The following is a 22,268-nucleotide window of genomic DNA, read 5'->3' on the forward strand; positions in this document are numbered from 1 at the left end:
GCTGCGTTACGAGGTGAGTCTGTATCCGTGGGGAGAGTGAGACCAGGGTTGTTCCGGCCAACGGCCCCAGCGGCGCACGCAAGCGGGGGCGGGAGTGAACTCGCCACTCCCGCCCCCGTGTTACCCGGTCCGCCCGCCGGGACGGCTCAGCTCAGGAGCTCGACCTCCGCGAGCGTCGCCGACCCGTCCGGCACGAGCCGGTAGTGGCGGTACGTCCCCGGATCGTCGACCGTGAACACCCGGGTCTGCTGGTCCCAGGCGAAGGACTCGCCGGACCGCTTGTCCAGCTCCTTCCACTTCTCGCCGTCGGCGGAGCCCTGGAGCACCCAGCCGCGCGGCGCCTTCGCCTTGTCGGAGGACGACGTCAGCGTGTACTGCACGGCCTTCGTCTCCTTGGCGACCGGAAGGTCGACAGCGGCGTCCGAAGTGGCGTCCGTGGCCGAGGTGTTGTCGAAGAGCGCGCCGTCACCCTTGATGGCGTCACCGCGCGGCGACGGCACCTCGTCGTCCTGCGTCACCGACGTGGGCTGGGCGTTCTTGCCCGTGCCCCACGCCGAGGGCTTCGGTCCCATGTCGAACTCCAGGACGCCTCCGCGAGCGATCTCCTTGTGGGGAAGGGCAGTTGAGGTCCACTTCTTGCCGTTGACCTTCAGGCCCTGCACGTACACGTTCTTCGCGCTGTTCTTCGGCGCCTTGACGACCAGGTCGCGCCCGCCGTCCAGGTGCACGGTCATCTTGGTGAACTGCGGGGAGCCGATGGCGTATTCGCCGCTTCCCATGACCAGCGGGTAGAAGCCGAGCGAGGAGAAGAGGTACCAGGCCGACTGCTCGCCGTTGTCCTCGTCGCCGTGGTAGCCCTGCCCGATCTCGCTGCCGGTGTAGAGACGGGAGAGGACCTCGCGGACCTTCTCCTGCGTCCTGGACGGCTCACCGGCCGCGTCGTACATGTAGGCGGCGTGGTGGGCGACCTGGTTGGAGTGCCCGTACATGCCCATGCGTACGTCGCGTGCCTCGGTCATCTCGTGGATGACGCCTCCGTAGGAGCCCGCGAACTCCGCCGAGCCGGTCTCCGGAGTGGCGAAGTACGTGTCCAGCTTGTCGCCGAGGCCCTTGCGGCCGCCGTACAGGTTCGCCAGACCGCGCGAGTCCTGCGGGGCGGTGAAGGCGTAACCCCAGGCGTTCGTCTCCGTGTAGTCGTAACCCCACACGCGCGGGTCGAACTTGTCGGACGGGACCCGCCACTGGCCCTTCGTGTCCTTGCCCTGGAAGAACCCGGCCTTGTCGTCGAAGAGCTTCACGTAGTCACGGGCGCGGTTGAGGAAGTACTCCGACTCCTCCTTGTAGCGCTTCTCGCCCGTCTTCTTGTAGAGGGCCTCGCCCATGCGCGAGATGCCGTAGTCGTTGAGGTAGCCCTCCAGTGCCCAGGACAGGCCCTCGTGGGTCTCGCTCGGGGTGTAACCGAGGAAGGGGGAGGTCTTCATGCCCTTGCGGCCGACGCCCGAACTCGGCGGCACCACGGTCGCGTTCTTCAGCGCCGCGTCGTACGCGTCCTTGGCGTCGAAGTCCACGCCCTTGACGTACGCGTCGGCGAACGCCACGTCCGACGAGGTGCCCGTCATCAGGTCCGCGTAGCCGGGCGACGACCAACGGGACGTCCAGCCACCGTCCTTGTACTGCTGTACGAAGCCGTCGACCAGCTCACCCGCCTTCTTCGGCGTGAGGAGTGAATAGGCGGGCCAGGTCGTGCGATAGGTGTCCCAGAAGCCGTTGTTGACGTACGGCTTGCCGTCGACGATCTTCGCGCCGGTGTGCGTCGGGGTGTCCGGTCCGGTCTGCGGCGAGAAGGGCGACGCGTACTGGTACTTCGACTTGCCGCCCGCCGAAGTGACCTTCTCGAAGCCCGAGTTGGGGTAGAGGTACAGGCGGTACAGGCTGGAGTAGAGCGAGGTCCGCTGACCCTCGCTCGCGCCCTCGACCTCCACCTTGCCGAGGATGTCGTCCCAGCTCTTCTGGGCGCGGTTCTTCACGCGGTCGAAGGAGGTGCCGGACGGGATCTCGCTGTTCAGGTTGGCCTTGGCCTGGTCGAGGCTGATGAGCGAGGTCGCGAGGCGCAGGTTGACCGTGCGGTCCTTGCCCGGCTTGAAGCGCAGATAGCCGGTGACGTCACCGCCGCCCCCGCCGTCGAGCTTGCCGCCCGCGGTGACGGGCGCGTCGAAGGTCCCGTACACGAACAGGCGCGTGGCTCCGGTGGAGAGCCCGGACTTGACGTCCGAGAAGCCGCTCACGACGCCGTTCTCCTCGTCGAGGGTGAGGCCGCCCTTCTCGGAGACGTTGTCGAAGATGACGCTCGCGTCGTCACCGGGATAGGTGAACTTCATCATCGCCGCGTGATCGGTCGGCGCCATCTCGGCCTTCAGGCCGTTCTCGAACGTCACGCCGTAGTAGTGCGGGCGTGCCGTCTCCTTCTCGTGCTTGAAGGGCAGCGCGCGCTTGGTGCGGGACGCGGAGGGGGTGTCCTTGTCGACCGAGGGCATCATCTGGAACGTCTGCCGGTCACCCATCCAGGGGCTCGGCTCGTGGCTCGCGCTGAACGCCTGGATCGTCGGCAGGTTGTCCGCGTTGTTGCCGCGCGCGTAGTCGTAGAGCCAGCTCAGGGAGCCCGCGTTGGTCACGGGCGTCCAGAAGTTGAAGCCGTGCGGGACGGCCGTCGCGGGGAAGGTGTTGCCGCGCGAGAAGGCGCCGCTGGAGTTGGTGCCGCGCGTGGTGTCCGCGTAGTCCGAAGGGTGGGCCTTCGGCTTCGCCGGAGCCTTCTCCTTCAGGGAGACGTCGTCCACCCAGCCGCGGAACTTCGCCGGGCCCTTGGGGGAGTCGTACGCGACGAGCACCCGGTCGACGGTCTTGCCGCGCGCGACCTGCCCGATCCGCGCCGCCACGTTGTTCCACTGGTTGACGTAGAGACCCTTCGCGGCGCCCTGACCTTGCGGGTTCAGCGGGAAGCCGTGCTGGTCCATGGCCTTGAGGTCACTCAGATAGGTGCCATCGGTGAAGGCCAGGTCCACGGACACGTTCGTGGCGTCGTAGTCGAGATCGCCCTCAGCCATGGAGGGGAAGATCCGGTACGAAAGCTCCGTGTCACGCCGCACCGAGACGTTCACGTCGAAGACCTTGTTGTACGAGTAGCCGCGCCCGTCCACCTTGTGGGTGCCCGCGTAGCGCAGCGCGCGCTTGCCGGTGAACCCGGCGCCCGACTTCGCGGTCGGGGAGCCGCTGGGCCCGCGGTCCACGAGGGAGAGCATGTCCTCGGGGACGGGCGTCTCGCTGCCGCCCACGGAGAGCTGGACGTCGGAGAGCTGGAGGGCGTCGGACGCGCCGTTGTTGGCGGTGACCTCCAGGCGGTAGTGGGCGTACGCGGTGCCGTTCTCGAATTCGTACTTCTTCGTCAAATGGCGCTTGTCGAACGCCTCACCCTTGCGGGTGTCGAGGACCTTCCAGTCCTTGCCGTCCGTGGAGCCCTGAAGGGTCCAGTCCTTGGGGTCGCGCTCGGCGTGGTCGTTCGCCGACGTCAGCGCGTACGTGACGGCCTTGGCGGGCTCGTCGAGGTCGAACTCGACCCATCCGGTGGGCGCGAAGGTGAGCCACTTGCTGGTGGGCTCCCCGTCGATCAGGTTCTCCTTGACCTCGCCGCTCCCGGAGTTCTCGCCGCTGGCGCGGACCTCCGTGACGTGGTCGTTCACACTGCCGGGGATCCCCGAACTGAACGCGCCGTTGACACCGGCGGTCCGCTTCTTGCCGTCCGGGCCGGTCTCCACGGTGTTCAGCCAGTCGGGCTGGGCCTCGCCCTCCTCGAACGAGGAGACGAACTCCTTGGCCGCCCTGGGCGGTTCCTCCGGTTTGGCGACGGCGGCGCCCTGCGCTGTCGCGACGAGCGTGAACGCGGCCGCTCCCAGGACCGCGGCCGAACGATGGTGTCTGAAGCGAGGTCTGCGTGATCTGTGCGGCATCCCCGAGCCCCTCCCTGCGAGTTGGACAACGTTGTCACATCGCTGCGCAGGGTCCAGTAGGGCGGCAAGTGGTGGGTGGTGTCAAGGCTGTTGGAAGCGTCGGCGGAGACGAGAGGGGCGACGGCGGCCGGGGGAAAGTCCAAGGGGATCGGGGAGAAAGTCCAATGAGGTGCGAGTGAGCGCCAGGGAAGATCAATGGAGGGGAGTGAAGGCGGGTCCACGTTGCGGTCGATTCGTTCGGCTGAATTTGCTCACGCCGTGAACGAACCAGGCCGTATCTCCGCGAGGTCTCAACTCGGGAAAGACTGCTGGCCCAAGCTGCGTTCGATCTTGCTCTGCTGCCGAGAAGTGGACTATACCTATCGGCACCCTGAGTGGCGGGTGCGAGCCCTTGCCATGTAGTTGTCGCACGTAAGGCACCACCAAAGCTTCAACTGACCCGCGGTGTCGGGCCCTTCGCCACTGGCGAGCTGTCGGGAGCCCCGTACGCCGCCTGAGTCCTGGAAGGCGAGGACTTGAGCATGGGATCCACCAGCATCAACCGTCGTGACGTGATGAAGAGGGCGGCGGCCACCAGCCTTCTCGCAGTGCCGGCCGTGGGCGCCCTGAGCTCCTGCGCGAGCGGCGGCGGGGACGAGAACAAGGCGGAGAAGGGCGAGAAGTCCAAGAAGAACCCGCTGGGAGTGAAGACGGACGCCGCCCTCGGGGTCTACATCTTCAACGGTGGATACGGCGACAAGTACGCCCAGTTCGTCACCGACATGTACAAGAAGAAGTACCCCAAGGCCGACGCCGACCAGAAGGCCACGGCGAAGATCGCCACCCAGCTTCAGCCGAAGATCGTGCGCGGCAAGCCGACGGCGGACGTGGTCAACAACTCCGGCGCCGACCAGATGAACCCCGGCAAGCTCGTGGACAACAAGCAGGTCGCCGACCTCTCGGAGCTGCTCGACGCCCCCTCGTGGGACGACCCGGGCGTCACGGTGCGCGAGACCCTCGTGCCGGTGGTCGAGCAGCAGGGCACCTTCGGCGGCAAGGAGGTCTACCAGCTCAACATCGCGCTGACGGTGTACGGCAACTGGTACTCCAAGAAGCTGCTCGAAGAGGGCCTCGACTCCGAGTACCCGAAGACCTGGGACGAGATGCTCGCGGTCTGCAAGAAGGCCAAGGACAAGGGCATCCACGGCTGGAGCTACCCGGGCGGCCACCCCCGCTACATGTTCTTCAGCATGTACGCGATGTTCGCCCAGCGCGGCGGGCGCGACGTCATCACCGCCATGGACTACCTGGAGCCGGACGCCTGGAAGCACGAGGCGGTCAAGGACGTCTTCGAGGCTTGGGAAGAGCTCGTCGCCAAGAAGTACGTGCTCACCGGCTTCGACGGCACCGAGGCGCACACGGAGATGCAGACCGCCTGGACCAAGGGCGGCAAGTGTCTCTTCGTGCCCAACGGCTCCTGGGTGGAGAACGAGGCCAAGGACACCACGCCCAAGGACTTCCAGATGACGGTCGGCGCGACCCCGTCCCTGGACTCCGGCGACAAGATGCCGTTCGGCACGCTCTTCGCCCCGGCGGGGGAGCCCTTCATCGTCCCCGCCAAGGCCCAGAACGTGCAGGGCGGCATGGAGTGGCTGCGGATGATGTACAGCAAGGAGGCCGCCCTGAACTTGTTCAAGGAGGTCGGCTCGATGCCCGCGGTCAAGGGCGCCATCGACGGCCAGAAGCTGCCGTCCGGTACGGCGAGCGCGAAGGCGGCCATCGAGGCGGCGGGCGAGAACGTCGTCATCCCCAAGTTCTACGACTGGTACAACGAGCTGTTCCGCGAGGACTTCAACAACATGATCGCCAAGTTCATGCTGGGCCAGATCGGCACCAAGCAGGCGATGGACACGATGCAGAAGGCGTCCGACCGGATCCTGAAGGACCCCGACATCAGCAAGATCAAGAAGGCCTGAGCACCACCGGAATCAGCACCGGAACCGAGAACGCGGGCACGTGAGCGAGGCGGGGCGGAGTGGCGTGAAGAGTGACACCCGGGTGGACGATTCCCCACCTTCGAAGAAGGCACCGGACCGGCCAGGACCACGCAAGGCGCCGAACCGGCTGTTGTTCCTCCTGGCGGTGCTGCTGCCGCCCCGCTTCACCCCGCAGAGCGTGCGCTACGACCGGCGCTACCGGACGCTCGACAAGTACCGCTTCATCGCGGGGTTCCTCGCGCTGCCGCTCGCGTTCTACACCCTGTTCGTCATCTCACCCTTCGTCCAGGCGATCTACTACTCGTTCACCGACTGGTCCGGCGGGCCGGTGGCGAACTTCATCGGCTTCGACAACTTCACGAAGATGTGGAACGACGAGCGCTTCTGGGAGTCCCTGGAAGTGAGCGTCGTCCTCGCGGTCGTCGCCCCGCTGATCACGCTCGTGCTCGGCATGTTCTTCGCGTACATGATCACCTCGGGCGGCAGGCACCGTAAGGGCCAGGCCATCGCCGGAGTCGCGGGCTCGTCCTTCTACAAGGTCGTCTACTTCTTCCCCCAGGTCCTGTCCGTGGCGATCATCGCCGTCGTCTGGGGCCGCGTCTTCAACACCAACAGCGGCCTGATCAACGGCGGCCTCGACAAGGTGGGCATCGACGGCCCCGCCTGGCTGGGCGGCGACCGCTCGCTGGCCCTCATCGCGGTGATGGCCGTGCTCTCCTGGAGCTTCGTCGGCTTCTACGTGGTGCTGTTCTCCGCCGCGATGGGCGCGATCCCCAGGGACATCTACGAGGCCGCGCTGCTCGACGGCGCGGGCCGGGGGCGGACCTTCTTCAGCGTGACGCTCCCGCTGATCTGGGACACCGTACGGACCGGCTGGATCTACATGGGCATCCAGGCGCTCGACTCGTTCGCGATCGTGCTCGTCATGGTGCCCGAGCACGTCCTGAAGGTCACTCCGGTCTTCCTCTACGAACGATTCCGTGACGGTCAATACGGCTATGCCACCTCCATCGGCGTCGTCCTCCTCGTCCTCAGCATGGCGTTCTCGCTGATCGTCATGAGGATCGGGAATCGCGACCGGATCGAATACTGAGACCGCGGGAGCCACTGCATCATGACCACGACCACAGCGCCCCGCACCGATGCCGCCGACGCACCCCGCCGTGAGTCCGAATCGGTGGGCGGAGCGACCCTGAACGTCTTCTCGCACGCCTTCCTCGTCCTGTGGGTGGTCCTCGCGGCGGGCCCCCTCGTCTGGGTCGCCCTCACCGCGTTCCGTCCCTCGACCGAGATCCTCAGCGATCCGATGGGCTGGCCGGCCTCCTTCCACTGGGAGAACTTCACCAACGCGTGGACGACGGCCAACATCGGGCAGTACGCCCTCAACTCGCTGATCATCCTGGCGGGTTCACTGACCGGCACGATGCTGCTCGGCTCGATGGCGGCGTACGTGATCGCCCGCTTCACCTTCCCGGGCAACCGGCTGATCTTCATGCTCTTCGCGGGCGGAATGATGTTCCCGGTCATCCTCGCCCTCGTCCCGCTCTTCGCGGTCATGGAGAACTTCGGTCTCCTGGACACCCGTCCAGGACTGATGATCGCGTACATCGCGTACTCGCTGCCCTTCACCGTCTTCTTCCTGACCTCCTTCTTCCGTACGCTGCCGACCGGCGTCCAGGAGGCGGCGATGGTCGACGGGGCCTCGCACACGCGCACGTTCTTCCAGATCATGCTGCCGATGGCCAAGCCGGGCCTGGTCAGCATCGGCATCTTCAACTTCCTCGGCCAGTGGAACCAGTACCTGCTTCCGCTGCTGCTCAACAACGAGGAGGAGAGCCGGTACGTGCTGCCGCAGGGACTCGCGTCGCTCGCGGTCTCGCAGGGCTACCGGGGTGACTGGGGGGCGCTCTTCGCGGGCCTGACGATCGCGATGCTTCCGGTGCTCGTCGTGTACGCGGTCTTCCAGCGTCAGGTGCAGGCCGGCCTCACCGCGGGAGCTCTCAAGTGACCCTGTCCGCCGGTGATTTCAGCTTGGCCACGAAAGTGGTCTAGGCCTGTTGTGCCAATTCCGGCCGTGAGTAATGTCGGCCCCACGGCGCCGCGGGGGGAACCTTTGCCCGCGTTCAAGTCGACACCGATGTCGAAGGGTTGAACAGCATGAGGAACCGAGTAATCGCCACCGGTGCGGCAACGCTCGCGATGGCCATGGGACTTACCGCGTGCGGCGGTGACAGCGACAGCGGCGACGGCAAAACCATCAAGCTCGTCGCCGCCGACTACGGCGACAAGGCCTCCAACGCGTCCAAGAAGTACTGGGACGGCGTGAAGAAGGAGTTCGAGAAGGAGAACAAGGGCTACACGGTCAAGGTCCAGGTCATCAACTGGAACGAGATCGACAAGTCCGTCAAGAACATGATCCAGGCGGGCAACCAGCCCGACCTCCTCCAGACCGGCGGCTACGCCGACAAGGTCGCCGACGACCTGCTCTACAAGGCCGACGAGGTCCTCTCGCCCAAGACGCGGGAAAACCTCATCCCCACCTTCGCCAAGGCCGGCGAGGTCAAGGGCACCCAGTACGGCATCCCGTGGGTCTCCTCCAGCCGCGTCATGTTCTACAACAAGGACGTCCTGAAGAAGGCGGGCGTGAAGACGCCGCCCAAGACCTGGGACGAGATCGCCGCGGCCGCAAAGAAGATCAAGTCCTCCAAGGCCGCCGAGACGCCGTACGCCCTGCCGCTCGGCCCCGAGGAGACCCAGGGCGAGACGATGATGTGGGAGCTCGGCAACGGCGGTGGCTACACCGACGCGAGCGGCAAGTACACGCTGGACAGCGCGCAGAACGTCGAGACGTTCGACTGGCTGCAGAAGAACCTCGTCAAGCCCGGCCTCACGTACTCCAACCCGGCCTCCACCGACCGCAAGACGGCCTTCGCGGACTTCGCGGCCGGCAAGGTCGGCATGCTCAACGGCCACCCGAGCCTGATCCAGATGGCCAAGGACGGCAAGGTCGACTACGGCGTCGCGCCGATCCCCGGCAAGGACGCACCGCTGGAGTCCACCCTCGGCGTGGCCGACTGGATGATGGCGTTCAAGGACGGCGGCGCCGAGAAGGAAGGCGTCAAGAAGTTCCTGGACTTCACGTACTCCAAGAAGATGCTGGAGTTCGACGAGATGTACAACCTGATGCCCGTCACCCAGGACGCGCTCAAGGAGATGCAGACCAACGGCAAGCACAAGGACCTGGAGCCGTTCTTCGAGGTCCTGCCGAACGCCAAGTTCTACCCCCTCGGCGACACCGCCTGGGACGTCATCTCCGCCGAGATGAAGAAGACCGGCGGCAAGGCCGTGAGCGACGACCCGAAGACGGTCCTCGGTGACCTCCAGAAGAAGGCGGAAGCGGCCGCTGCCGAGGCCAAGTAGCAGCCAGCCAGCTCCCGTTCGCTCCGTACGCAAGGAGTCCTTGTGTCACTGAAGGCCCCTCCGCCCCCGGCCGACACCGGCCGGGGACGGAGCGGGCGCGCACCCAGGCCGGTGAGCCGTCGCAGCGGCATCGCCCGGCTCGGCCCGCTGCCCTGGATAGCGCCCGTCATCCTGCTGATCCTCGCCGTGGTCATCTGGCCGGTCGTCGAGCTGATCCGCACCTCGTTCCTCAACATCTCCATCGCCGGCATCGTGCGCGGCAGCGCGGGGACCGACAAGTACAAGAAGCTCTTCGAGGAGACCGACTTCGGGGCGGTCCTGCTCTGGACGGTCGTGTGGACCGTCGTCGTCGTGTCCGTGACGATGCTGCTCTCACTGGCCCTCGCCCAGCTGTTCAACCAGAAGTTCCCCGGCCGCACCGTCACCCGCTGGGCGCTCATCGCGCCCTGGGCGGCATCCGTCCTGATGACCGCCATCGGCTTCAAGTGGATGCTCAACCAGACCGCGGGCGTGCTCAACACGCTGATGCTGGACCTCGGCCTCATCGACAACTCCAAGGACTGGCTGGGCAAACCGGAGACTGCCTGGCCCTGGATGATGGCCGTCGCGATTTTCGTGTCGCTGCCCTTCACCACGTACACCCTGCTCGCCGGTCTCCAGACCATCCCGGGCGAGGTCTACGAGGCGTCGCGCATCGACGGGGCGAGCCCCTGGCAGACGTACCGGCACATCACGCTGCCGATGCTGCGGCCCGCGTTCCTCGTCGGCGTCGTCATCAACCTCATCAACGTCTTCAACTCCTTCCCGATCATCTGGGCCATGACGCAGGGCGGTCCCGGCTATGACACCTCCACGACCATGGTGTTCATGTACAAGCTGAAGGAGACCGACATCGGCGAATCCGCCGCCATGTCCGTGGTCAACTTCGCGATGGTCGTCGTGCTCGTGCTGATCTTCCTGAAGGTCAGCCGGTGGAACGAGGAGGACTGATGGCCACCGCGACGGCGACCCGTACGGGGTCCCCGAAGGGGCCCACGCCCCAGCGCAAGCCCAAGCGCACGTTCCGGCCGCGCACGCTGGTCATCACCGTGGTCGCCTGGGCCCTCGCGGCGATCTTCCTGGCTCCGTACCTGGAGATGGTGATCACCGCGCTGCGTCCCAAGGACGAGCTGCGGGACCGGACGTATCTGCCGCAGAACCTGGAGTGGTCGAACTTCATCGAGGTGTGGAGGGAGTCTGAGCTCGGCCAGAACTTGCAGGTGACCCTCCTCGTCGCGGGCGGTGCGACGCTCCTCGTGCTCCTGGTCTCACTGCCCGCCGCGTACTACACGGCGCGCATGCGCTACCGGGGACGCAAGATCTTCCTGCTCCTCGTCCTGGTCACCCAGATGTTCCAGCCGACAGCTCTCCTGGTCGGCCTCTACCGCGAGTTCCACCAGCTGGACATGCTCAACTCGGTCTGGACGCTGATCATCACGAACGCGGCGTTCAACCTCGCGTTCGCCGTGTGGATCCTGACGGCCTACATCAGCTCCATCCCGCCGGAGCTGGAGGAGGCGGCCATGGTGGACGGCACCAGCCGCTTCGGCGCCATGGTGAAGGTGACCTTGCCACTCGCGCTGCCGGGCGTGGTCACCGCGGTGATCTTCACCTTCATCACCTCGTGGAACGAGTTCGTGATGGGCCTCACGCTCACCACCGAGCCCGACAAGCAGCCGCTGACCGTCGGCATCAACAACTTCATCGGCGCCTACACCGTGGAGTGGAACTACCTCTTCGCGGCGTCCGTGGTGGCGATCGTGCCGGTCATCGTGCTCTTCGCCTTCATCGAGCGGCACGTGGTGTCGGGTCTCACCGCGGGATCGGTCAAGTAACGGATCGGCTCTCACAGGCCGGGTCTGGGTGGTTTGGGGTGCATCCTCGCCGCTTGGACCCGGCCTGTCCGCTGTTCAGGAGCGCTGATTTCCGTCAAGGACTTGACTGCGCCAACCCGTTCAGCAGAGCTTGGAGTTCACAACTTGTACGGGCGGCGAAGTCGCTGCTTGTTCATTTACGTCATACGAAAAAAGGGTGGCTGAGTCAATGGAGACTCCGGGGTCGCAGTCGTCGCTGCACCGGGCCAATCTCGAGCGGGTCGTACGTGCCGTACGGCTCGCCGGATCGCTCACTCAGGCGGAGATCGCCAGGACGACGGGTCTGTCCGCGGCCACGGTCTCCAACATCGTCCGGGAGCTCAAGGACGGCGGAACGGTCGAGGTCACGCCCACCTCGGCAGGCGGCCGCAGGGCCCGCAGCGTCTCGCTCAGCGGCGACGCGGGCATCGTCATCGGCGTGGACTTCGGCCATACGCACCTGCGCGTGGCCGTGGGCAACCTCGCCCACCAGGTGCTCGCCGAGGAGTCCGAGCCGCTGGACGTGGACGCGTCGGCCGCGCAGGGCTTCGACCGGGCCGAGCAGCTGGTCAACAGGCTGCTCGCGGCGACCGGCGTGGACCGCGCGAAGATCGCGGGCGTCGGCCTCGGCGTGCCGGGGCCCATCGACGTGGAGTCCGGGACGCTCGGCTCGACCTCGATCCTGCCGGGCTGGACCGGCACCAAGCCCGCCGAGGAGCTGGGGGGCCGCCTCGGAGTCCCCGTGCACGTCGACAACGACGCCAACCTCGGCGCGCTCGGCGAGCTGGTCTGGGGGAGCGGCCGCGGGGTCAAGGACCTCGCGTACATCAAGGTCGCGAGCGGTGTCGGCGCCGGGCTCGTGATCGACGGGCGGATCTACCGCGGGCCCGGCGGCACCGCGGGCGAGATCGGGCACATCACCCTGGACGAGTCGGGCCCGGTCTGCCGCTGCGGCAACCGCGGCTGCCTGGAGACCTTCACGGCGGCCCGCTATGTGCTGCCCCTGCTCCAGTCCAGCCACGGCACCGAGCTGACCATGGAGCGCGTGGTCGCCCTCGCGCGTGAGGGGGACCCCGGCTGCCGCCGCGTGATCGCCGACGTCGGCCGGCACATCGGCAGCGGTGTGGCCAACCTCTGCAACCTCCTGAACCCCAGCCGGGTCGTCCTCGGCGGTGACCTCGCGGAGGCCGGTGAGCTGGTCCTCGGGCCCATCAGGGAGTCCGTGGGGCGCTATGCGATCCCCAGCGCGGCGCGTCAGCTGTCGGTCCTTCCCGGGGCGCTGGGCGGCCGTGCCGAGGTCCTCGGAGCGCTGGCTCTCGCACTCAGCGAAATGGGCGATTCGACCCTTTTGGACGGTTCTCTCCCCGCGACCGCACCTGCCTTCACTTAGATAACGCATGGCACCGTTGTCATCTCGTTAAGGATTTACTCCTTGACGCTGGTGTGGCGGCCGAGTTGACTTCGAGCCACCTCGGCCGCAACGACGCGGCCACGTCAGGGAGGTTCCCAAATGAACACGCGTATGCGTCGTGCCGCCGTTGCCGTTGCCGCCACCACCATGGCCGTCACCCTTGCCGCCTGTGGCAGTGCCAAGGAGTCCGGCGGTGACAAGGATGAAGCGGGCTCGGGCTCGAAGAAGGGCAACGCGCTGAACATAGGTCTGCTCCTGCCGGAGAACCAGACCGCGCGTTACGAGAAGTTCGACAAGCCGCTGATCGAGAAGCACATCAAGGAGCTGACCGACGGCAAGGCCAAGGTCACCTACGCGAACGCCAAGCAGGACGCGACCGTACAGAACCAGCAGGCCGACACCATGATCACCAACAAGGTGGACGTGCTGATCGTGGACGCGGTGGACTCCAAGGCCATCGCCGGTTCGGTCAAGAAGGCCAAGGACGCGGGCATCCCTGTCGTGGCGTACGACCGCCTCGCCGAGGGCCCCATCGACGCGTACACCTCGTTCGACAACGAAGAGGTCGGCCGCGTGCAGGGCAAGGCCCTCCTCGAAGCCCTCGGCGACAAGGCCAAGGGCGGCCAGATCGTGATGATGAACGGCGCGATCACCGACCCGAACGCCAAGCTCTTCAAGAAGGGCGCCGAGTCGGTGCTCAAGGGCAAGGTCAAGGTCGGCAAGTCGTACGACACCAAGGAGTGGAAGCCGGAGAACGCCAACGCCAACATGGAGGCCGCGCTCTCGTCCCTCGGCAAGGGCAAGATCGACGGCGTCTACTCCGCGAACGACGGCATGGCGGGCGGCATCATCACCGCCCTCAAGGCCGCGGGCCTCTCCAAGCTCCCGCCGGTCACCGGCCAGGACGCCGAACTCGCCGGTGTGCAGCGCATCGTCGCGGGCGAGCAGTTCATGAGCGTCTACAAGTCCTACCCGGCGGAGGCCAAGGTCGCCGCGGAGATGGCCGTCGCGCTCGGCAAGGGCGAGAAGCTCGACTCGATCGCCAAGACGACCGTCGACAGCCCCACCGCCAAGGACGTCCCCACCGTGCTCGTGCCGGTCGTCTCGCTGACCGACAAGAACATCAAGGAGACCGTCATCAAGGACGGCATCTACACGGTCGACGAGATCTGCACGGCCAAGTACAAGGCCGACTGCGGCAAGGTCGGCCTGAAGTAAGTCCCCCTTTTTTCCCGGGACTTCACCACCATTGAGCCCTGTCCGGCGTTCCGTTCCAACAGCCCCGCAGCTCTAGGCGGGGCGCCGGACAGAAACGCGCTCCGGTCTTCGCGTTCTTCGCGTTCTTCGCTCTGCTCGTACTTCTCGTACTTCTCGTTCTCTTCTGTTCAACCTCCCGCCGGTCAGGCGGCGAAGGAGATGGTTCACGTGTCCGCTACGCCCGTGTTGGCGTTGCGCGGGGTCTCCAAGCGATTCGGTGCCGTCCAGGCGCTCACCGACGTCGAGCTTGAGGTCCACGCCGGTGAGGTGGTCGCCCTGGTCGGCGACAACGGCGCAGGAAAGTCCACGCTGGTCAAAACGATCGCCGGCGTGCATCCCATCGATGACGGCGTCATCGAGTGGGAAAGCAAGGCCGTATCGATCAACAAACCGCACGACGCCCAGAACCTGGGCATCGCGACCGTCTACCAGGACCTCGCGCTGTGCGACAACATCGACGTCGTAGGCAATCTCTACCTCGGTCGTGAGCTGCGCAGGCGCGGCGTGCTCAACGAGGTCGAGATGGAGCGCCGCGCCCGCGAGCTCCTCACCACGCTGTCGATCCGCATACCCAGCGTCCGCATCCCGATCGCCTCGCTCTCCGGCGGTCAGCGCCAGACCGTGGCGATCGCCCGCTCGATGCTCGGCGAGCCCAAGCTCGTCATCCTCGACGAGCCCACCGCCGCTCTCGGCGTCGAGCAGACCGCCCAGGTTCTCGACCTGGTGGAGCGGCTGCGCGAGCGTGGCCACGCGGTCATTCTCATCAGCCACAACATGGCGGACGTCAAGGCCGTCGCGGACAAGGTGGCGGTGCTCCGGCTCGGCCGGAACAACGGCGTCTTCGACGTGAAGACCACCTCGCAGGAAGAGATCATCTCCGCCATCACGGGCGCCACGGACAATGCCGTGACCCGTCGCGCGGCGCGCAACGTGGAGGCCCAGAAGTGAGCAGCATCGACAAGACCTCCACGCCCGGCGACGCACCCGTCGACGCCCCGGCGGCCGCCGCCGACGCCGTCACCGCGGTGGACCCCCGCCTCCTCGTGCGCGAGCAGGGCTTCGCGGGCTACATCACCGAGTTCAAGCGGAAGATGCGCGCCGGTGACCTGGGCTCCATACCGGTCGTCGCGGGCCTCATCATCATCTGGGCGATCTTCGCCTCGATGAACTCGCGCTTCATGACCGCGGAGAACCTCAGCAACATCTCCGTCGCCATGGTCGGCACCGGCATGATCGCCGTCGGCATCGTCTTCGTGCTGCTGCTCGGCGAGATCGACCTGTCGGTCGGCTCGGTCAGCGGTGTCGCGGGCGCGGTCGCCGCCGTGCTCGCCGTCACGCACGGCGCGCCCGAGTGGATCGCACTGATCGTCGCCGTCCTCTCCGGCACGGTGATCGGCACCATCCACGGCTTCTTCTTCGCGCGCATCGGCGCCCCGGCGTTCGCCGTCACCCTGGCAGGCCTGCTGTTCTGGCAGGGCTTCATGCTCCAGATCCTGGGCGACAACGGCACCATCAACCTCGACTCCGAGGGCCTGATCGCCAAGCTGACCTCGTACTACTTCACGGACGTCGCCGCGGCCTACGGCCTGGCGGTCGTGGCGGTCGCGGCCTTCTTCCTCGCCTCCTTCCTGGACAGCCGCCGCCGCGAGGCCGCCGGTGTCCCGTCAAGGCCGCTGAGCGAGATCATCGTCCGTACCGCGGTCCTGGCCGTGGTGGCCTTCGCCGCCGCGATCATGTTCAACCAGTACAAGGGCCTGCCCCTCGCCCTGGTGATCTTCCTGGTGGTCCTGGTCGGCACCGACTTCGTGCTGCGCCGCACCGGCTACGGCCGCAAGGTCTTCGCCCTCGGCGGCAGCGTCGAGGCGTCCCGCCGCGCGGGCATCAACGTCACCCTGATCCGTACGTCGGTCTACGCGATCGCCGGTACGTTCGCGGCGGCGGGCGGCCTCTTCATGGCCTCCAAGATCGCCGCCGCCAACCAGGGCGCCGGCACCGGTGACCTCCTGATGAACGCCATCGCGGCGGCCGTCATCGGCGGCACCAGCCTCTTCGGCGGCCGGGGCCGCACCTGGAACGCCCTCCTGGGTGTCATGGTCATCACCTCGATCCAGTACGGCCTCGCGCTCGAAGGCATCGCTACGCCGGTCCAGTACATGATCACCGGTGGCGTACTGCTTGCGACGGTCGTGATCGACTCCGTGACCCGCAAGACCCAGAAGACGGCAGGACGCGCCTGACCTGCCAGAACCCCGAGCAGGGCTGCCCGGCACCGCAATGGCGCGGTGCCGGGCAGCTCTCTGTCCGCAGCCTGTCCACGGCCTGTCTACCGCCGATCGCGTGACGTGGAACTCCCGGCCCGGACGCCGTCGTCAACGGCGGAACATTAGACTCAACAGGCCCGGCAACATTCCGGTCAACGCTCGAACAGCTCTACTGCAAGGAGGCACGGGTGCCGCTGCTGACCCGCATCAGGGGACCGCGCGATCTGGACCGGCTCAGCCTGGAGGAGCTGAACCAGCTGGCCGGCGAGATCCGCGCCTTCCTCGTCGACGCAGTGTCCAAGACAGGCGGCCACCTCGGCCCCAACCTCGGCGTGGTCGAGCTCACCATCGCCATGCACCGCGTCTTCGACTCGCCGCAGGACAAGGTGCTCTTCGACACCGGCCACCAGAGCTACGTGCACAAGCTGCTCACCGGCCGCCAGGACTTCGCCAAGCTGCGCACCAAGGGCGGCATCTCCGGCTACCCCTCGCGCGCCGAGTCCGACCACGACGTGATCGAGAACTCGCACGCCTCCACGGTCCTCGGCTGGGCCGACGGCCTCGCCAAGGCCAACGAGGTGCGGGGCAAGGACGACCACGTCGTCGCCGTCATCGGTGACGGCGCCCTCACCGGCGGCATGGCCTGGGAGGCGCTGAACAACATCGCCGCCGCCAAGGACCGCCCCCTGGTGATCGTCGTCAACGACAACGAGCGTTCGTACGCCCCCACCATCGGCGGCCTCGCGAACCACCTGGCGACCCTGCGCACCACGGACGGCTACGAGCGCTTCCTGGCCCGCGGCAAGGACCTCCTGGAGCGCACCCCGGTCGTCGGCAGGCCCCTCTACGAGACGCTGCACGGCGCGAAGAAGGGCCTCAAGGACTTCATCGCCCCGCAGGGCATGTTCGAGGACCTCGGCCTGAAGTACGTCGGCCCCATCGACGGCCACGACATCGAGGCCCTGGAGTCCGCCCTGGTGCGCGCCAAGCGCTTCGGCGGCCCGGTCATCGTGCACTGCATCACCGAGAAGGGCCGCGGCTACAAGCCCGCGGAGGAGGACGAGGCCGACCACTTCCACGGCATCGGCCCGATCCACCCCGACACGGGCCTGCCGATCGCCGCGGGCGGCATGGACTGGACGTCCGTCTTCGGCGAGGAGATGGTCAAGCTCGGCCACGAGCGCGAGGACGTCGTCGCGATCACCGCCGCCATGCTCCAGCCGGTCGGCCTGCAGAAGTTCGCCAAGGCCTTCCCCGACCGGGTCTACGACGTGGGCATCGCCGAGCAGCACGCGGCCGTCTCGGCGGCGGGCCTGGCCACCGGCGGCCTGCACCCCGTCTTCGCCGTGTACGCGACGTTCCTCAACCGCGCCTTCGACCAGCTCCTGATGGACGTGGCCCTGCACAAGTGCGGCGTCACCTTCGTCCTGGACCGGGCGGGCGTCACCGGCACGGACGGCGCCTCGCACAACGGCATGTGGGACATGTCGATCCTGCAGTGCGTGCCGACGCTGCGGATCGCCGCCCCGCGCGACGCCGACCAGGTCCGCCTCCAGCTGCGCGAGGCCGTCGAGGTGGACGACGCCCCGACCGTCGTGCGCTACTCGAAGGGCGCGGTCGGTCCCGCGGTCAAGGCCGTCGGCAAGGTCGGCGGCATGGACGTCCTGCGCAAGGCGGGCACCAGCCACCCCGACGTCCTCCTGGTCTCCGTGGGCGCGCTCGCCCCCATGTGCCTGGAGATCGCGGACCTCCTGAACAAGCAGGGCATCACCACGACGGTCGTCGACCCCCGCTGGGTCAAGCCCGTCGACGAGGCGCTGGCCCCGCTCGCCGAGAAGCACCGCGTCGTCGTCACCGTCGAGGACAACTCCCGCGCGGGCGGCGTCGGTTCGGCCATCTCCCAGGCCCTGCGCGACGCGGGCGTCGACGTACCGCTGCGCGACTTCGGCATCCCGCCGCGCTTCCTGGACCACGCGTCGCGCAAGGAGATCATGGCCGAGATCGGCCTGACCGCCCCGGACATCGCACGCCAGGTGACCGGCCTGGTCGCCAAGCTGGACGGCCGGTTCGAGCGCACGGCGGCCGTGGACTCGGTGGAGGCGGGGGAGCCCGCGCGCGACTGATACACCACCGGCGTCAACCACGCGGTCTTGTGGGCCGGTCCCAGCACCCTGTACGGGTGGTGGGACCGGCCCATTCGCGTGAATCCTCCCGTGCCTGGGCTTGCGAAGTACCGCCTGTCTCGATCATGTCCAGGATGACAAGCGTGGAGGTACGCCCGTGAAAAGCACCCTGTTCAGAACGAAGACTGTCGAGCAGTCCATCCAGGACACCGAAGAGCCCGAGCATGCGCTCAAGAAGTCGCTCTCCGCCCTCGACCTCACGGTCTTCGGCGTCGGCGTCATCATCGGCACCGGCATCTTCGTCCTGACCGGCAAGGTGGCCAAGGAGAACGCGGGACCTTCGACCGCGCTGGCGTTCGTCGCCGCCGGCATCGTCTGCGCCCTTGCGGCCCTGTGCTACGCCGAATTCGCCTCGACCGTCCCGGTGGCCGGGTCGGCGTACACCTTCGCCTACGCCTCCATCGGTGAGCTGCCCGCCTGGATCATCGGCTGGGACCTCGTCCTCGAATTCGCCCTGGGTACGGCCGTCGTCGCGGTCGGCTGGTCCGGATACGTGCGCTCCCTGATGGACAACGCGAACTGGCATCTCCCGAGTGCGCTTGAAGGCCCCGACGTGCCGGGCGGCACCTTCGACATCCTGGCCTTCGTGCTGGTCCTGGTGCTGACCGCGATCCTGGTGGTCGGCATGAAGCTGTCCGCCAACATCACCGCGGTCGTCGTGGCCATCAAGGTGACGGTGGTCATGATCGTGATCGTCGCGGGTCTGTTCTTCATCGTGGGTGACAACTACTCGCCGTTCATCCCCGACGCGGTGACCCCTGAGGTCGGGGTGGGCTGGGAAGACGCCCCCATGGCTCAGCTGCTCTTCGGCTACGAACCCACCAACTTCGGCGTCATGGGCATCTTCACCGCGGCCTCCGTCGTCTTCTTCGCCTTCATCGGCTTCGACGTGGTGGCCACCGCCGCCGAGGAGACCAAGAACCCGCAGCGCGACATGCCGCGCGGCATCCTCGGCTCGCTCCTCATCTGCACGGTCCTGTACGTGGCCGTCTCGCTCGTGGTCACCGGCATGCAGCACTACACCAAACTGTCCGTGAGCGCGCCCCTCGCCGACGCCTTCAAGTCCACCGGTCACCCCTGGTACGCCGGCGCCATCAGCTTCGGTGCCGCCGTCGGCCTGACCACCGTGTGTCTGATCCTGCTGCTCGGGCAGACGCGTGTGTTCTTCGCGATGAGCCGCGACGGGCTGCTGCCGCGCTTCTTCTCCATCACGCACCCGCGCTTCAAGACGCCTTATCGGCCGACCATCCTCCTCGGCGTCCTCATCGCCGTCATCGCGGGCTTCACCAGCATCAACGAGCTCGCGACCCTGGTGAACATCGGCACCCTCTTCGCATTCGTCGTCGTGGCCATCGGCGTGATCGTCATGCGCCGGACCCGCCCCGAACTGCACCGCGCCTTCCGCACCCCGCTGGTGCCGCTCCTGCCCATCCTCTCGGTGGCCGCCTCGGTGTGGCTGATGCTGAACCTGCCGGGCGAGACGTGGCTGCGGTTCGGCATCTGGATGGTGCTCGGCTTCATCGTCTACTTCGTGTACGGGCGCTCGCACAGCCGGTTGGGCAAGCGCGGGGGTGAACTCCAGGCCGACGGCAGTCTGTAGCCGCCGCGGTCTCCTGCCGCCAATCGACCGGCCCCGTATGTCCCGCTCTGATGGGGACTGCGGGGCCGGATAGCGTGCTCACCATGCTCGCCGAGCCCCCCGCCTCACTACGCTCCGTACGCGGGTCGCGGCTGTCGCGCCCGCGTACGGAGCGAACGTCCGCGCCGTACTGGCCGCGCCTGCTCCCCCTGCTCGCCGCCCTGGCCTGCGTCACCCGGATCCCCTCCTTCCGGTGGCCGCTCTGGAGCCCGGACGAGGGCTATCTCGCCGTCCAGGCAAGGATGCTGGCCGACGGGGGAGAGCTCTACGAAACCGTCGTCGACCGCAAGCCGCCGCTCGTCCCCTGGCTGTACGAGGGGGCGTTCGCGCTCTTCGGCGACGGGACGCTGCTGCCGCTGAAGGTGCTCGCGGTGGCGGCCCAGCTCCTGACCGCCGTCCTCCTCGTCTGCATCGCCAGGCGCCGCTGGGGCGACGGTGCGGGGCGTACGGCGGGCGTGCTCTACCTCTTCATCTCCGTGGGCCTGAACCCCGAGGACGCCCAGGCGGCCACCTTCGAGGTCTTCATGCTGCCGTGCACGGCGGCCGCCCTCTGGTGCGCCGACCGGCGCCGCTGGGGGGCGGCAGGCGTGGCGGTCGCCTGCGCGTTCCTCGCCAAGCAGACCGGGGGAGCGGTTCTGGTGCCGGTGGCGTGGCTGCTGTGGCAGGCGGGCGGCGCCCGAAGGGACGTACTGCGCCTGGGAGTTGGCCTGTCCGCCCCGGTCCTCGCTGCGGCGGCGGTCACGCATCCCGCGGGGTTCCTGTTCTGGACGGTGACGGGCTCGGGGGCGTACGCCTCCTTCACCGGTTCCGAACTCCACGTGCTCTTCCGGGGCCTGACGAACACGGCCGTCCTCGCGGCGGCCTGCGCGGGGATCATCCCGCCGGTCGTACGGGTCCTGCGCATCGCCCGCACCGGCTCGACGGAGCTGTGGCTCTGGCTCGCCTCATCGGCGGGCGCGGTCCTCGTGGGCTTCCACTTCTTCGGCCACTACTACCTCCAACTGACCCCACCCCTGGCCCTGTTGGGCACAGCGGCACTCCAGATCCTGCCCAGGGAGCGCACGCTGGCGGCGGTGTCGGTCTCGGCCGGTGCCTGCGCGCTGTTCCTGACCTGGGGAATGCTGGCACCGCGCCCCGAACTGACGCACGCCACGCGCCTCGCGGACACCGTCCGCGCGCTGACGGCACCCGAGGACAAGGTGCTGCTCTGGGGGATACACCCGGAGACGTACTGGCTGTCGAACCGCTCCCCCACAAGCCGCTACCTGACGGCAGGCCTGCTCACCAACTACAGCGGGGGCAGGAACGGCCCGCAGGTGGGCGAGAGATACGCGGTCGAGGGCTCCTGGAGGGTCTTCCGCCAAGAACTGAGGGAACACCCGCCGAAGATCGTCGTGGACGACTCCCGAGGCAAACCATTCACCCCGGACCGCCTGCCGACCCTGCGACGACTCCTCACGATCGGGTACGAGCCGGTGGCACGGGTGGGGGGAGCGGTGGTGTACGCACGAGCCCATAGATGACCCGAACGCGGTGGCCTCCCGGCCAGGGAAGCCGCGACACCCGCCTCGCGCACGACGCTGGCCTTGTGCCGCGCGCGACGGCCGCCGTCGGCGCCGCTGCCACGTGCGCGACACGCGCAGAGCGTTTCGTGCCACGCGCGGGTGCCAACCTTGCGTTGGGCGCCACGGTGGGCCGTGCCTTGCCGCGGAGTGTGCGTGCCATGCGCGCGATGCTGGCCTTCGCCACGCGCGCGACGGCCGCCTCGAACTGCGCGTCGGTGGGTGATGCCCTGCCTCGAACTGCGTGCCACGCGCCCTCGCCGCGCCTCTGGCACGTGCGCGATGCCCGTCTCGCGTTTTGGCGCCCGCCGTGGCGCCGCTGTCACGTGCGCGATGCCCGCCTCGAACTGCGCGCCACGCGCCCTCGCCGCGCCGCTGGCACGTGCGTGGCGCCCGTCTCGCGTTTCGCGCCACGGCGGGCGATGCCCTGCCGCGGACTGCGCGCCGCGCGAACGATGCCTGCCGCGCGTCACGCGCGCGATGCCCGCCGTTACGTGTGCGACGCCCGGACCGGGTTTCGTGCCGCGCGCGACGTTCGTCGCCGCGTCGAGCGGCTTCCTGTGAGCAGGCGGGGCCTGGCACCGGGGCGTGGCAGGCGTTCTGGCCCGCTCTTGCCGCGCGTCCGCGAGGTCGCGCCCGACGGGACGGCCGTACGAGAATCGCTTG

General features: G+C 67.7%; 14 protein-coding genes. 13 read left to right on the forward strand and 1 reads right to left on the reverse strand.

The features are described from left to right. Positions 1-146 precede the first annotated feature (146 nt). The gene (locus ACWGI2_RS01005) at positions 147-4,001 is read right to left on the reverse strand and encodes a GH92 family glycosyl hydrolase (protein ID WP_453692876.1); all 3,855 of its coding nucleotides are present in this window, start codon (positions 3,999-4,001) and stop codon (positions 147-149) included. A 521-nt stretch (positions 4,002-4,522) separates the two neighbouring features. On the opposite strand from ACWGI2_RS01005, the gene ngcE reads away from it, so the two are divergent. The 13 genes from ngcE (at position 4,523) to ACWGI2_RS01070 (ending at position 21,563) form a co-directional block, all read left to right on the forward strand. Then, positions 4,523-5,956: an N-acetylglucosamine/diacetylchitobiose ABC transporter substrate-binding protein gene (ngcE, locus tag ACWGI2_RS01010; protein ID WP_453393963.1), complete on the forward strand. Its 1,434-nt coding sequence runs from the start codon at positions 4,523-4,525 to the stop codon at positions 5,954-5,956. Positions 5,957-6,155: 199 nt separating this feature from the next. Further along, on the forward strand, positions 6,156-7,070 hold the full coding sequence (locus ACWGI2_RS01015) for a carbohydrate ABC transporter permease (RefSeq protein WP_453694616.1): 915 nt from the start codon (positions 6,156-6,158) through the stop codon (positions 7,068-7,070). A gap of 21 nt (positions 7,071-7,091) precedes the next feature. Beyond that, a complete protein-coding gene (locus ACWGI2_RS01020) occupies positions 7,092-7,985 on the forward strand; it encodes a carbohydrate ABC transporter permease (RefSeq protein ID WP_453393964.1) in 894 nt (297 codons plus the stop codon). A gap of 149 nt (positions 7,986-8,134) precedes the next feature. Continuing rightward, a complete protein-coding gene (locus ACWGI2_RS01025) occupies positions 8,135-9,397 on the forward strand; it encodes an ABC transporter substrate-binding protein (RefSeq protein WP_453393965.1) in 1,263 nt (420 codons plus the stop codon). 111 nt (positions 9,398-9,508) lie between these two features. After that, positions 9,509-10,387, forward strand: coding sequence for a carbohydrate ABC transporter permease (locus ACWGI2_RS01030; protein WP_453393966.1), 879 nt, complete (start codon positions 9,509-9,511; stop codon positions 10,385-10,387). Continuing rightward, positions 10,387-11,271, forward strand: coding sequence for a carbohydrate ABC transporter permease (locus tag ACWGI2_RS01035; protein ID WP_453393967.1), 885 nt, complete (start codon positions 10,387-10,389; stop codon positions 11,269-11,271). The genes ACWGI2_RS01030 and ACWGI2_RS01035 overlap by 1 nt, the downstream gene beginning before the upstream one ends. Positions 11,272-11,479: 208 nt before the next feature. After that, positions 11,480-12,679 (forward strand): ROK family transcriptional regulator, encoded by a 1,200-nt coding sequence (locus ACWGI2_RS01040; protein ID WP_453393968.1) that lies wholly within the window; start codon positions 11,480-11,482, stop codon positions 12,677-12,679. A 120-nt stretch (positions 12,680-12,799) separates the two neighbouring features. Next, a complete protein-coding gene (locus ACWGI2_RS01045; RefSeq protein WP_453393969.1) occupies positions 12,800-13,918 on the forward strand; it encodes a sugar ABC transporter substrate-binding protein in 1,119 nt (372 codons plus the stop codon). A gap of 198 nt (positions 13,919-14,116) precedes the next feature. After that, the gene (locus tag ACWGI2_RS01050) at positions 14,117-14,905 is read left to right on the forward strand and encodes an ATP-binding cassette domain-containing protein (RefSeq protein WP_453443233.1); all 789 of its coding nucleotides are present in this window, start codon (positions 14,117-14,119) and stop codon (positions 14,903-14,905) included. Further along, positions 14,902-16,194, forward strand: coding sequence for a sugar ABC transporter permease (locus ACWGI2_RS01055; RefSeq protein WP_453393971.1), 1,293 nt, complete (start codon positions 14,902-14,904; stop codon positions 16,192-16,194). Before ACWGI2_RS01050 ends, ACWGI2_RS01055 begins: the two co-directional genes overlap by 4 nt. A 212-nt stretch (positions 16,195-16,406) precedes the next feature. Then, complete coding sequence (gene dxs, locus ACWGI2_RS01060; RefSeq protein WP_453692878.1) at positions 16,407-18,341, forward strand: 1-deoxy-D-xylulose-5-phosphate synthase; 1,935 nt, start codon at positions 16,407-16,409, stop codon at positions 18,339-18,341. A 169-nt stretch (positions 18,342-18,510) separates the two neighbouring features. Then, positions 18,511-20,001, forward strand: a complete 1,491-nt coding sequence (locus ACWGI2_RS01065) for an amino acid permease (protein ID WP_453394882.1) — start codon at positions 18,511-18,513, stop codon at positions 19,999-20,001. An 83-nt stretch (positions 20,002-20,084) separates the two neighbouring features. Further along, a complete protein-coding gene (locus ACWGI2_RS01070; RefSeq protein ID WP_453692880.1) occupies positions 20,085-21,563 on the forward strand; it encodes an ArnT family glycosyltransferase in 1,479 nt (492 codons plus the stop codon). Positions 21,564-22,268: the final 705 nt, after the last annotated feature.

The organism is Streptomyces sp. NPDC054866, from assembly GCF_053610745.1.